The following is a 13,052-nucleotide window of genomic DNA, read 5'->3' as shown; positions in this document are numbered from 1 at the left end:
AAAGGATTTCATGAAATCTTATATCGCGTAATATTTACTACTTTTTATTCTTACCGTTTTTGTAAACTACTTTCTCTACAACAGCTATTTTTCCATTGCCTTTTGGAAATTCTTTCTTTTTAGGTTTTTTAGCAGCCGAACCAGACTTTGAAGGACTTTGATCACCTCTTCCTCTTTCGCTGTCTTTTGGCACAGCTTTAAACTCAGGTCTGTCTTTAGCATTTTCTTTCTTCGGAATTTCAGCTTTATGCTTCGCTAAAACATCAGTTGGATTTTTAGGATTTTCTTTAGTTCCTCTTAAATGAATAACCAATCCGTTTAGGAAATTACGCAAAAGCTGATCGCCGCATTCCATATAGTTAGGATGATCTTCAGCTCTGAAAAAAGCTCCTAATTCTGATTTTGAAATTCTAAAATCTACTAATTCTAAAATTTCAACTATTTGATCGTCACGGAGCATCAGAGCCACGCGAAGTTTTTTTAAGATATCGTTATTTGTCATTTTTTGTTTTGTTTCAGGTTTGAGGTTTCAAGTTTTATTTGTTCTTCCTCAGGATCATTTATTTTGCAAAGGTACACTATTTTAAAAGGAAATATTAGAATAAAATCACTCCTGTTCCTGCTCTGTCCGAATAATAAGTTTTACCGTTTTTTATTATCACACCGCCAGCAATATCTTCTGCCAGCAATAGCGAACCATCCATATCAACATAATCTAATTCAGGCAGTAAATGTGCAATAGCTGAAATTCCAACAGACGATTCGGTCATACAACCCACCATTGTTTTCAAACCCAGTTTTTTGGCTTCAGCAACCATTCTTCGACCTGGCGTTATTCCGCCACATTTCATTAATTTGATATTCACACCATGAAAATGATTGTGACATTTTGCAACATCTGATTCTGCAATACAACTTTCATCGGCTATAACAGGTAAAACAGCATTTTGATAGACCTCCCGATGGCCTTTCCAATTATCAGCTTTCAAAGGCTGTTCTATAAATTCTACGTTTAAATCTTTAAATGCTTTTGCATTTTCTAAAGTTTCTCCAACTGTCCAGGCGCAATTGGCATCGACCCTAAAAATGGCATTGGTGTGTTTTCGTAATTCGGTAACAATTGCAATATCTTCCGGCGTTCCAAGTTTAATTTTATAAATGGGCCACGGAAGCTCATTCATCTTAGCAATCATATTTTCGATACTGTCAATTCCAATGGTATAATTAGTCAACGGATTATGACTGATATCGTAATTCCATAATTCGTATAGTTTTTTCCTTTTTTTACGCGCATACAAATCATTATATGCATTATCCAAAGCACATAAAGCAAAAGGATTATCTTTTAAAAACAGACTTATCTTTGACCAAAATTCCTCAGGCGTTTCATTTGAAGTTACTTCTATAATATCGCGGATTTTTTCAATATCATTTTGCAAAATTTCAACTGTAATATTATAATATGGATTTGAAGTTGCTTCACCATATCCTGAAAATCCATCATCCTGTAATTCAACTATTAATGAAGGCTGAAAATCGATTGTTTTTCTTGAAATTCTAAAAGTGTGTTTTAATTTTAAATTATAAGCTCTTAAGATTAACTTCATATACAAACACTTTTAAATTATTATTTTCAAAATGAACCTGATAATACCTCAGACATTGCTTTGGCCTTTAACAAACATTCTTCATATTCTTTTTCAGGAACCGATTGAGCTGTGATAGCACTTCCAACGGAAAACGAAACGTATTTATTTTCCTGATTATACAAAATACTTCTGATTACAACATTAAAATCAAAATCGCCTTCAGGAGTAAAATAACCTACTGCTCCGCTATACAAACCACGCTTGGTTTCTTCCAGATTTTCAATAATTTTCATTACCGAAATTTTTGGAGCCCCCGTCATACTTCCCATTGGAAAAGTTGTTTTTAAAACATCTACAGGAGCATATTGAGGATCTAATTTTGAAGTTACCGTAGAAATCATTTGGTGCACCTGTAAAAAAGAATAAATTTTACAGAGTTCTGTAACTTCTACTGAACCTTTTTGTGCTGTGTGTGATAAATCATTTCGAACCAAATCGGTTATCATGATATTTTCAGCACGTTCTTTTGCATCGTTTTGAAGATTTTTTTTCGATTCTTCATCCAGATTTATATCTGAAAATCGCTTTGAAGTTCCTTTTATCGGCTGAGAAATGATTTTGTCTCCCACTTTTTTCAGGTAGCGTTCCGGTGAAGCAGAAAGCAAAAATTGTTTGTTATTTTTAAAGAAAACCGAAAAAGGCGCTTTTGAAATCTCATTCAGTTTTTGAAATTTTTCCAGCGGATTTACAACTACATTTTCGGCAAAAAATTCCATACAAAAATTAGCTTCATACATATCACCTACATGAATATGTTCCAGCATTTTTGTTACTTTTTGAAGATATAATTCTTTTGAAATTCGGTGTTGCACTTCGACTTTATCCAAAGTTTCAAAAGAATCCTTTTTACTTTGAATAATTTCTTCAAAATCATCTTCGACCTCATCATCACATAACATCAAATAGCTGATTTCAAGCTGATTTCCTTTCAACAAAAATACTTTTTTGGGCTGAAAGAAAAACAAATCAGGAAAATTCAGTCCATCAAAATTGGATGATTTTAAAGACTCTGTATCATTTTTAAGATCATAAGACAAATAACCAAAAAGCCAGTCTTTTGTAGTTTGCTGATACTGTTTTAAATCCTCAAACGCATTATGAAAATCTGTTTTTAAAGACGTAAAAGCATCAACAGCCATCATACAATCAAAATTGGAATATTCTTGCGGATACGTATTACTATCCAAAAAAATAACTTCTCGAAATTGTTGTGACCAACTTAAAAGCTGTTGTTTAAAATGCTCCGGATCCGGAATGTGCTTGTGAATGGAAACTCTCAAAAATGAATCAATTTTAGACTTCAAAATTACGACAAAAAATTTCCTTCGATAAAGTAATCGTAAAAAAATATTGGCACACTTTTTAGTATATCGAATTAACAGTAATTCTTAAAACTTTTCTGCCTATTTGATTAAACACTACCTACCCTTTTACAAAAATTATTTATTAATCAACATTTAAAAACTTTATGAAAACAATTGCAAAATTAGGCTTGACCACCTTAGTCGTTACCGCAGTATTATTTTCCTGCAAAAAAGCAGACGCTACAGCTGAAGCTACAGCAGATTACGCACTAACCGACAGTACAGCTGTTTTATCCAGCACAGCCATTTCATCATCGGCAGCAGTCGAAAAAAAAGACAGCAAACAGAAATTCATCCGAACTGCTGATATCAAATTCAAGGTTAAAAACGTCGTCAGATCAACTTATGCAATTGAAAATGCTACCCAAAAATTCGGTGGATTTGTTACCTATACCAATTTACAGAGCACTATTCAGGAACAGATTAAAACCAAAATCAGTCAGGACAGCACTCTTGAAACTACTAAATATACGGTAGAAAACAACATCATAATCCGCGTTCCTAATACTCAGCTCGATACGGTTATAAAAACTATTGCCAAACAAATTGATTTCCTTGATTTCAGGGTAATCAAAGCCGATGATGTTTCACTGAAATTATTATCAAATCAGCTTTCTCAAAAAAGAAGTACCAATACCGAAAAAAGAGTCGAAAAAGCGATTGACGAAAAGGGCAAAAAAATCAATGATATTATGGCGGCTGAAAATACTTTGGCAAACCAAAAAGAAGCAAATGATAATCGAACAGTAGAAAATTTATCGCTTCAGGATCAAATTAATTTCAGCACGGTTACTTTACAACTTTATCAAAACGAAACAATACAGCAAGAAATAATTGCCTGCGAAAAAGATCCTGCTGCTTACAAACCAAACCTTGGAATCCAGATAATAGACTCGCTGAAAAGTGGCTGGTATATTTTACAGTCAATCTTAGTTTTCTTCGTTAATCTGTGGCCATTTATCTTAATAAGCATTGGCGGATTTTTCCTTTACAAGAAGTATCTGAAGAAACAATAATCGGTAATAAATTTGCATTTTCATAAGAAAAAATTCGTTATATTTGATATAGAATTAAACCAATCACTAAAATTTGATGCGTTTAATTACAAAATTCTTAAAAAAGATTACAAAAAATATATTTGTGATTTTAATTTGAGACTTTCGGTTTGCATCTTTTCCAATAGCTTATATATATTTTTTAACCTTAAAAAATCCTAAGTATTATGAAAATTGCCACGATTATTGTCCGCGTTTTAATTGGTCTTTTACTTCTTTTTGCTTCAATCAGCTTTTTCTTTAAGCTGGCTCCTGAGCCAGAAGTAACAGGAAACTTTAAAGCTTTTAATGTAGGCCTTGTTGCCTCAACTTATTTACTCCCTTTGGCAAAATCTATTGAATTACTTTGTGGAATCGCTTTCGTCACGGGACGTTTTGTAACATTAGCCAATATTTTGATTTTACCCATAACGGTAAATATTCTGTTCATCAATTATTTTCTTGCCCCGGAAGGTTTACCCATTGCAGGTTTATTATTCTTAGCTAATTTATTTTTGATTTACAGATATTGGGATAATTATAAAAGCGTTTTTACTCCATGATCCTGATTTTAATTCAAAATACAAAACCCGACAGAAATAAAAATCTCTCGGGTTTATTTTTAATTTGTTTTATCGTGTTTTACCCAAACCAAATCTGATGTTGTATAACCAATTTCTCTGGCTTTCATAAGAAAATCAGTTTTAACACTTTCCGGAATTGTCTTTTCTCTTGAAAGTATCCACATATATTTTAAACTTTCACCGGCAACAAGAGCGTACTTGTAATCGGGGTCAATTAAAACCACATTGTAGCCGGAATAAAAAGGGCCGAAAAAAGAGACTTTTAGCATTCCAATATTTTCTTTTTCGACAAATTTAGCTTTCCCGATACTCTGTTCCCTTTTGCCTTTTTTGAAATTATATCCCTTATTATCGACTTTAATCGTTTTATCTTCATTCAAAGAATACTCAGCAGTAACATTGTCTAAATCTCTTTCCCATTTATAATCCAGTCTGGCAATTTCATACCATTTACCAAGATATTTTGTGCTGTCAAAATTTGTTACAGCAGTTGCTTTCTTCGGAATTCCTCCTCCACATGAGCATAATGCGAGTCCGATTCCTGCTCCGATTAAAATTGGAACGATATACCTGTTTTTCATATCATTATCTTTTTATTTTTCTAAAGATACTACCACTGAAATACATTTGATTTACAAAATTGCTCCTGATTATTATATTATTACGAAGCTAAAATGAGGATAAAAAAAAACCGCCAGATAAATTCTGACGGTTCTGAAATATGATTTTACGTAAAATATTATACGTGTATCGCTCTGTTTTCAGTAGCTGCCAATGCTGCTTCTTTTACCGCTTCTGCGAAAGTTGGATGCGCATGGCTCATTCTTGAAATATCTTCAGCAGAAGCTTTGAATTCCATAGCCGTAACCGCTTCAGCAATTAAATCTGCAGTACGGGCACCAATCATGTGAACACCTAAAACCTCATCTGTTTTTTCATCAGCCAAGATTTTTACGAATCCGTCTAAGTCAGCACTTGCTCTGGCACGTCCTAGCGCTTTGAATGGAAAACTTCCCGATTTGTATTTAACTCCGGCTGCTTTCAATTGCTCTTCAGTTTGTCCAACTGCTGCAACCTCTGGCCAAGTGTAAACAACACCAGGAATTAAGTTATAATCGATATGTGGTTTTTGACCTGCTAAGATTTCAGCAACCATTGTTCCTTCTTCTTCCGCTTTGTGTGCTAACATTGCTCCACGAACAACGTCACCAATTGCGTAGATATTTGGAACACTGGTTTGTAAATGATCGTTTACTTCAACTTGTCCTCTGTCTGAGATTTTAACTCCTGCTTTATCAGCGTTTAATCCATCTGTATAAGGACGACGCCCAACAGAAACTAACGAATAATCTCCTTCCAGCGTAATGGTTTCTCCTTTTGCATTTTCAGCCTGAACGGTAACAGCATCGCCGTTTCTTTCAACTGATTTTACTTTGTGGGAAACGTAGAATTTCATTCCTTGTTTTTTCAATACTTTAGTTAATTCTTTAGAAAGAGAACCGTCCATTCCAGGAATGATTCTGTCCATGAATTCCACAACAGAAACCTGAGCTCCTAAACGAAGATAAACTTGTCCAAGCTCGATTCCGATAACTCCTCCTCCAATAATTACTAAATGTTTTGGAACTTCTTTTAAAGCCAAAGCTTCTGTAGAAGTGATGATTCTTTCTTTATCAATTTTGATAAATGGTAAAGAAGACGGTTTTGATCCTGTAGCGATTACAGTATATTTTGCCTCGATAGTTTCAGACGTTCCGTCTGCTTTTGCAACAGCAATGTGAGTTGCATCTAAGAAAGAACCTAAACCATTGAAAACAGTGATTTTATTTTTATCCATTAAGTAGTTGATTCCACCTACGGTTTGATCTACAACGGCTTGTTTGCGCGCGATCATTTTCTCTAAATTAATTTTTACATCCCCGGAAACTTCGATTCCGTGATCTGCAAAATGAGCAATTTCTGCATAATGATGAGAAGATGATAATAATGCTTTTGAAGGAATACAACCTACGTTAAGGCAAGTTCCGCCTAATGAAGTATATTTTTCTACAATAGCAGTTTTGAAACCTAATTGTGCGCAACGAATTGCTGATACATATCCGCCAGGACCTGAACCTATAATGACTACGTCAAATGAACTCATAGTTTTTCTATTTTTTATTTTTAGCGTTACAAAATTAAGGAATAAAGTTTTGTTTAAAGTTTAAAGCTTAAGGTTTTTTGTTATGATTTCTTTAATTTTTAAAAAGAAAGTGATTCTTTTTTGATTTTTGATTAACGAATTTGAACTTTTTAAAATCTTATAAATTTCGATATCAAAAAAATATATAAATTTAAAGCCAGAATATTTTTCAAAAGTTAAGACTCAAGGTTTTTTGAGGATTTCTTGAATTATGAAAAACTGAATAAATGATTAGTTCTTTTTCAATAATCTCATAAATAATAACAAATGGAAATTTAACCAATGTCAATTCGCGATCAATTGGTTACTTTTTATTTCGAATAGCTTGGGATTTACACTTAAGACTTTTAAGTATGATTTTAGATAAATTAGAAATTGCTTACCTAAACCTTTACTTCTGCTTTCGTAAAATTCAATAGATTCGTCTATCTCTTTTTCTGCTAATGGTAAAATAGTAATTTTAAAAGCCATACTTAGCATTCAGACGTTTTTCTACTTCTCCCCAGGAACTTGACTTATTTTCTCCAGAGATATATTTTTCTCTTTCTTCAGCAACTAAATCGTAGTGGGAATCGGAAACTATTGACTTTTTTTCATCATGATTAATGGCATCAAAAACACTTTTTAAAATTTCTAATTTTGAATCGTCTTCAATGAATTTCCCAAAATCTTTTATGAGTTTACGTCTTAATTCTTTCGTTTCCATTGTCGTAGCATTTTAAATCAAATTTAATACTTTTTAGTAATTAAAAAATGTGTTGATTACTTAATTTTTACTTCACAGTTGTAAAGTACTTTCGTAAGTTATGTCATTTCGACGAAGGAGAAATCTTCGCGAGAAACTCTACAACGATTGGGAAATTCTATGCGGAGCTACTTGTGGAGATTTCTCCTTCGTCGAAATGACAAAAAATACGCTAACCATCTTGATATTATAAACTTAGAATCTCAGCATCTCAAAATCTTAGAATCATTAGAACGAAATCACCGTCGAATTCTTCACTTCACTAATCATAAAGGTACTTTGTGTACTTCCAATATGCTGTAAGGAAGTTAGTTTAGTTACTAAAAACTCTCTGTAAGCTTCCATATCTTTTACCAAAACTTTCAAAATATAATCATAGTCACCGCTTACATGATGGCATTCTAAAACCTCGTTTAGTTTTATTACTTCGCTTTCAAATTTGGTCAGAAACTCTTTTGTGTGCTGAATTAGTTTCAAATGACAGAAAACCACAAAACCTTTTTCAATTTTAGATTTATCAACTAAGGCTACGTAGTTTTTGATAATACCTTCACGCTCAAGTTTTTTGATTCTTTCATAAACTGCCGTTACTGAAAGATTGAGTTTTAAGGATAATTCTTTGGTTGTCTTTTTACTGTCGGTTTGGAGTAAAACAAGGAGTTTTTTATCTGTAGCGTCTAGAGTCATTTTAGTTGATGGTTTTTGGTTGATGGTTGATAGTTTTATAAAGAGAAATAAAATCTACCAGACTACAATTTTTGCATCAAATTTAGATCAAAAATCATTATAAAATCATTTTTGTAGTTTTAAAATCTAATTATTTGTTTTATAGTTGATTAATTTTCTAAATAGACTTTATTTTGAACTGAATTTCTTTTGAAAACGAGTGCCCTAGCCCTGATAGAAGCGACATCCTTTTGTGGCGGGGTTCGCCACAAAAGATATAGCGGATAGCAGGAAACAGCTTCTAAAAAAATTGTTTCAGGTTTAAAGTTTCAGGTTGTTGGAACTTGAAACCTGAAACTTTAAACAAAACAAAAACTAACTATTATGAAAAACTTTAACCCGGCAGACAACATTCAGGATTTGCAATACTTTGGTGAATTTGGAGGCGTGAATCCTTCGATTTCTGATTCTTCGACATATACTTTTCTTTCGGCCAAGACTATGTTCGACACTTTTGAAGGCAATATGGAAGGTTGTTATTTGTACTCCCGCCATTCATCGCCGAGTAATTTGTATCTGGATCAGGCTTTGGCGGCGATGGAAGGGACCGAAACAGCAAATGTTTCGGCTTCGGGTATGGGAGCTATTACGCCTACTATTTTACAGTTATGCGGAGCAGGCGATCACATTGTTTCGAGCCGAACGATTTATGGTGGAACCTACGCTTTTTTGAAGAATTTTACACCTCGTTTTGGTATTGAAACGAGCTTTGTTGACATTACAAAGCTGGATGTTGTAGAAGCTGCAATTACTACTAAAACCAAAATTTTGTATTGTGAAACTGTAAGTAATCCACTATTGGAAGTCGCAGACATTGCAGGTTTAGCAAAAATTGCTAAAAAATATAATCTGAAACTGGTTGTTGATAATACATTTTCACCATTATCGGTTTCTCCGGCAAGATTGGGTGCTGATATTGTGATTCACAGTTTAACCAAATACATTAACGGAAGCAGCGATACTGTTGGCGGTGTGACCTGTGCTTCAAAGGAATTTATTAATTCGCTGAAAAACGTAAACTCGGGAGCAAGTATGCTTTTGGGACCAACAATGGATAGTTTACGTTCTGCAAGCGTGATGAAAAACCTGCGTACACTTCATATCCGAATTAAACAGCACAGTCATAATGCGCATTTTCTGGCCGATCAATTTGAAGCTGATGGTTTAAAAACAGTCTATCCGGGATTAAAAAGCCATCCGAGTCACGAATTATACAAAACGATGATTAATCCAGAATATGGTTTTGGCGGAATGCTGACTATTGATGTTGGAACTTTAGCTAAAGCCAACGAATTGATGGAGTTAATGCAAGCGAGAAATCTGGGCTATCTGGCGGTAAGTTTAGGGTTTTATAAAACGTTATTCAGCGCTCCGGGAACTTCGACCTCTAGCGAAATTCCGCTAGAAGAACAACACCAAATGGGATTGACAGATGGTCTGATTCGTTTTTCTATCGGGTTGGATAATGATATTAAGCGTACTTACGAGATGATGAAGGCTTGCATGATGGAGATTGGAGTTTTATAGACAGAAACATTTCTTAATAGATAAATTTGCACTATTTTTTAATTAATTTGTTTGAATCCGCTGGAGATTTTTCTCTAAGCGGTTTTTTTTACCAAAAAAAAACATTAAATACTCATTACCAACAAACTAACAACACAATAAAAACACAATAAAAACACAAATCAATAAAAAACAACATTTTTTACGAATAAAGTATTTTTTATTTGGTTTTAACAAAAAGTTACAAACACTAAAACGTAATAGTTCTTAAATAAAAATTCATACAATAATTTCAATACCAATAAATTATATTTTTAACAAAAAATTTACAATTTAACTAACAGAAATTAAATTATGAAAAAAAGCCTACTATTATTTTATACCCTGTTAATTCCCTTTGCTTTTTTACAGGCACAAGTGAATACATCTTATTTATGGCACCTACATCAACCTACATATTGGGGAGATATTAGTAAAAAAAATCCAAACCGATACCAGATTGTAAAAGAATCTCAGGACTTAAAAGTTTCAGGGGCCAATAATGATCAAAACGGACTAGCACACCCTACAAACAATCTGGTAGAAATTTTCAGCACCGGAGATCGGGTTGCTGCTTATCAATTTGCCCCAAAAAATGCCATTAATTCTATTCGGGATTTAGCTAAAGCCGGAGCACAAATTACTTACGGAGGTTCTTTGCTGGAAAACGTTAACGAACTCGCACAAGCCAATCAATGGGGATATTCTAACTCCTGGATACAAAATATTAAAGATGCTAAAGGATGGAAGACTTCGGGCGGATTCTCCCGCATGGAAATGGTTTCGTTTACGATGCATCATGCACTTTCACCGCTATTAAGCGACGAAGCTTTAAAAAAAGAAATTAAAGCACATCAATATTATACTGCTCAATTATTTGGCAGTCATGATTCTAAAGGATATTGGCCGGCAGAATGTGCTTTTTCTGAAAGAATTATAAAAACATTGACAGAATGCGGTATTGAATGGTCAGTAATCGCCAATAGCCATTTGTCCCGAACACTCTCTGATTATCCTCTAAAATATGGTTCCGGCGGAACAATGTGTGATGTTCCTAATAAAGCCGACCAAGTCGAAACCAAAGGGAACACTTGGTTTTCTGCCCAAAAAGATGCTCGTGGAGGTCAGTTTGCCATACCTTATTCTTACCTTCCATACAAAGCAAAATATGTAGATCCGGAAACCGCTCAGGAATACAAAATTACTGTAGTTCCTATGGCTGATTATGAGAGTTATGAAGATGGGTATTCCGCAATTGGTACTTCGCTGATTGCTCCAATTGTTGCAAAAGCTTCTACTTCTCCAAGACCTCCTTTGGTTTTATTTGCCCATGATGGAGATAATGCCTGGGGCGGTGGCTCCTCATATTACAATGAATCGGTTACAGGATTTTCTCATGCAGCTGCTGCCAATGGAAACATCCCAACTACAATACCTCAATATTTACACGACAATCCTGTACCGGAATCAGAAGTTGTGCATGTTGAAGATGGGGCATGGGTAAATGCAGATGGCGATTTTGGACACCCACAGTTTACAAACTGGCTGTGGCCATTTTATGATTCGGTGACAAAAAAATTTAATCCGACCGCCTGGACAGAAGACATGATGAACCAAGCAATTACAACTGCAGGAGAAAATCACGCTATCATGGCAGAGCAACTGGAAGGCAACAACCTTAGAATGAGTGAAATTGTAAACCCCACTGCAGCTGTAAGCCCTGCCGAAAAAGCTTGGCATTTTTTAATGGCCGGTTATGACAGTGGAAATGCGTATTATGGCCTTGCAGAAGATTTAGAAATAAAAACTACACTTGCTGTTAACCGCTGTGTACAATTTGCAAAACCAACTCTCGATGCACATCCGGGTGTAGATGCCACAAAACCGTCAGTATTTATTCCGCAACGCTGGCCATACAACCCTGGAGAAAAGGGATATGGAGCCCCTTATGCTTATAAAGATTTTCTCAATTCAGCAGATTTTACAGTATATACTTTTGCGTATGATGTAAGCGGTATTCAAAAGTCTGAATTAAAATATCGAATTGATGTTGATGGAAAAAACAGTTTGAACTCAAATGATAATGAAATTTACGCAGGCGGTTCAGAAGTAGGAAACTGGATTACTTTACCAATGAGTGAAAGAATTTTTCCAAAAGGAAATATTACCAGTAATACTCAAGCAGATTTATACATGCTGCCAGAAGTTATAGCAAATCAATACTATGCTGAAATTGCAGGTATCTCTGAAAAGTTATTAGATTATTATGTAGAAGTAACGGATAAAAAAGGAAACGTAACCAAATCGAAAATTCAGCATGTCTGGGTAGGAAAAAATCTGGATGTTGCACCAAAAATTGCTTTCACACCAGAAAATAATTACTCTTCAACAGCTTTGGATGTTACTATTTCTGCAACTGACAGCACTGATCCAAAACCTAAATTATATTATACAACGGATGGTTCTACCCCTACTCTTTCTTCCTCTTTTGCAGAGTCTTCCAAAACAATTAACATTACCAAAACTACAACCTTTAAGACTTTTGCCGTGGATGCAGATGGTAATACATCTGATGTTGTGACAAAAACATATACAGTTGGAGAAAATATTGCACCTATAACCGTTTATTTTAAACCGGCAACTGCATGGGGAATACCAAAAATTTATTATTGGGCAGCACTTCCTTCAGGTAGTGTACCAACTATCACATGGGCACAATCAATTGCAATGGAAGCTACATCAAATGGCTGGTACAAATACAGTTTTACCGGAACAACTTCTGTAAACGTTATTTTTAGGAATCAGGCCGGAACAGCACAAAGTCCTGATTTAACAGGAATCACTTCTGATAAATGGTATGATTCTTCATATAATGCAGTACTTGGATTAAACGACCCTATAAATTCTCCAAAAAATTTGATACTATACCCCAATCCAACTTACGGTACTGTAAACATCTCTTTGGATAATAAAGTAACAGAGGCCGGGATTTTCGACAGCAAAGGAGCTTTAGTTTCTTTCCAAAGCATTCAAAATCAACAGATAGACATAAGCAATTTAGCTGCAGGAATTTATATTATCAAAATGATTACGGAAGATAAAAAAACAATTTATAAAAATGTAATCAAGAAGTAAAAACCACTTAATTAACCAATAAAGGGATGATTTTAGAGTTCTAAAATCATCCCTTTATTGGTTAAAAACTTAATGTTAAAGCTGCTTT

11 protein-coding genes are annotated in these 13,052 nt (G+C 34.3%); 4 read left to right on the top strand and 7 right to left on the bottom strand.

The window, feature by feature from the left end; all coding sequences use genetic code 11:
- Positions 1–37: 37 nt before the first annotated feature.
- The 3 genes from FLV_RS13635 to FLV_RS13625 form a co-directional block, all read right to left on the bottom strand.
- Positions 38–502 (bottom strand): DUF1456 family protein, encoded by a 465-nt coding sequence (locus FLV_RS13635; protein WP_243234577.1) that lies wholly within the window; start codon positions 500–502, stop codon positions 38–40.
- Positions 503–596: 94 nt separating this feature from the next.
- The gene (locus tag FLV_RS13630) at positions 597–1,607 is read right to left on the bottom strand and encodes a dipeptide epimerase (RefSeq protein ID WP_243234576.1); all 1,011 of its coding nucleotides are present in this window, start codon (positions 1,605–1,607) and stop codon (positions 597–599) included.
- A gap of 26 nt (positions 1,608–1,633) precedes the next feature.
- A complete protein-coding gene (locus tag FLV_RS13625; protein ID WP_243234575.1) occupies positions 1,634–2,929 on the bottom strand; it encodes an anthranilate synthase component I family protein in 1,296 nt (431 codons plus the stop codon).
- 188 nt (positions 2,930–3,117) lie between these two features.
- On the opposite strand from FLV_RS13625, the gene FLV_RS13620 reads away from it, so the two are divergent.
- Both FLV_RS13620 and FLV_RS13615 read left to right on the top strand, forming a co-directional pair.
- Entirely contained in the window at positions 3,118–4,029 is a 912-nt protein-coding gene (locus tag FLV_RS13620) for a DUF4349 domain-containing protein (protein WP_243234574.1), read from the top strand.
- A 206-nt stretch (positions 4,030–4,235) separates the two neighbouring features.
- Positions 4,236–4,610 carry a DoxX family membrane protein gene (locus FLV_RS13615; protein WP_243234573.1) on the top strand — a complete coding sequence of 125 codons (375 nt, stop codon included), beginning with the start codon at positions 4,236–4,238 and terminating at the stop codon, positions 4,608–4,610.
- 59 nt (positions 4,611–4,669) lie between these two features.
- On the opposite strand, the gene FLV_RS13610 is transcribed toward FLV_RS13615, so the two are convergent.
- The 4 genes from FLV_RS13610 to FLV_RS13595 all read right to left on the bottom strand — a co-directional run bounded on the left by FLV_RS13610 (position 4,670) and on the right by FLV_RS13595 (position 8,245).
- Positions 4,670–5,212, bottom strand: coding sequence for a lipocalin family protein (locus tag FLV_RS13610; protein WP_243234572.1), 543 nt, complete (start codon positions 5,210–5,212; stop codon positions 4,670–4,672).
- 158 nt (positions 5,213–5,370) lie between these two features.
- Positions 5,371–6,774 carry a dihydrolipoyl dehydrogenase gene (gene lpdA, locus FLV_RS13605; protein WP_243234571.1) on the bottom strand — a complete coding sequence of 468 codons (1,404 nt, stop codon included), beginning with the start codon at positions 6,772–6,774 and terminating at the stop codon, positions 5,371–5,373.
- A gap of 499 nt (positions 6,775–7,273) precedes the next feature.
- Positions 7,274–7,519, bottom strand: coding sequence for a hypothetical protein (locus FLV_RS13600; RefSeq protein WP_243234570.1), 246 nt, complete (start codon positions 7,517–7,519; stop codon positions 7,274–7,276).
- A gap of 267 nt (positions 7,520–7,786) precedes the next feature.
- Positions 7,787–8,245 carry an Lrp/AsnC family transcriptional regulator gene (locus tag FLV_RS13595; protein ID WP_243234569.1) on the bottom strand — a complete coding sequence of 153 codons (459 nt, stop codon included), beginning with the start codon at positions 8,243–8,245 and terminating at the stop codon, positions 7,787–7,789.
- A 363-nt stretch (positions 8,246–8,608) separates the two neighbouring features.
- On the opposite strand from FLV_RS13595, the gene FLV_RS13590 reads away from it, so the two are divergent.
- Both FLV_RS13590 and FLV_RS13585 read left to right on the top strand, forming a co-directional pair.
- A complete protein-coding gene (locus FLV_RS13590; protein ID WP_243234568.1) occupies positions 8,609–9,811 on the top strand; it encodes an aminotransferase class I/II-fold pyridoxal phosphate-dependent enzyme in 1,203 nt (400 codons plus the stop codon).
- A gap of 333 nt (positions 9,812–10,144) precedes the next feature.
- Positions 10,145–12,964, top strand: a complete 2,820-nt coding sequence (locus FLV_RS13585) for a starch-binding protein (protein WP_243234567.1) — start codon at positions 10,145–10,147, stop codon at positions 12,962–12,964.
- The last annotated feature ends 88 nt before the right edge of the window (positions 12,965–13,052 follow it).

Source organism: Flavobacterium pectinovorum, from assembly GCF_022802975.1.
In the GTDB taxonomy this organism is placed as follows: domain Bacteria; phylum Bacteroidota; class Bacteroidia; order Flavobacteriales; family Flavobacteriaceae; genus Flavobacterium; species Flavobacterium pectinovorum_B.
The sequence above is the reverse complement of the archived record's forward strand: the minus strand, read 5'-3'. Positions and strand labels throughout refer to the sequence as shown.

Excerpts from the sequence above, each read along its gene's own strand:
- FLV_RS13615 (WP_243234573.1), top strand. The coding sequence starts at position 4,236 with ATGAAAATTGCCACGATTATTGTCCGCGTTTTAATTGGTCTTTTACTT.
- FLV_RS13595 (WP_243234569.1), bottom strand. The coding sequence starts at position 8,245 with ATGACTCTAGACGCTACAGATAAAAAACTCCTTGTTTTACTCCAAACC.
- FLV_RS13630 (WP_243234576.1), bottom strand. The coding sequence starts at position 1,607 with ATGAAGTTAATCTTAAGAGCTTATAATTTAAAATTAAAACACACTTTT.
- FLV_RS13620 (WP_243234574.1), top strand. The coding sequence starts at position 3,118 with ATGAAAACAATTGCAAAATTAGGCTTGACCACCTTAGTCGTTACCGCA.
- FLV_RS13610 (WP_243234572.1), bottom strand. The coding sequence starts at position 5,212 with ATGAAAAACAGGTATATCGTTCCAATTTTAATCGGAGCAGGAATCGGA.
- FLV_RS13590 (WP_243234568.1), top strand. The coding sequence starts at position 8,609 with ATGAAAAACTTTAACCCGGCAGACAACATTCAGGATTTGCAATACTTT.
- FLV_RS13585 (WP_243234567.1), top strand. The coding sequence starts at position 10,145 with ATGAAAAAAAGCCTACTATTATTTTATACCCTGTTAATTCCCTTTGCT.
- FLV_RS13600 (WP_243234570.1), bottom strand. The coding sequence starts at position 7,519 with ATGGAAACGAAAGAATTAAGACGTAAACTCATAAAAGATTTTGGGAAA.
- FLV_RS13635 (WP_243234577.1), bottom strand. The coding sequence starts at position 502 with ATGACAAATAACGATATCTTAAAAAAACTTCGCGTGGCTCTGATGCTC.
- lpdA (WP_243234571.1), bottom strand. The coding sequence starts at position 6,774 with ATGAGTTCATTTGACGTAGTCATTATAGGTTCAGGTCCTGGCGGATAT.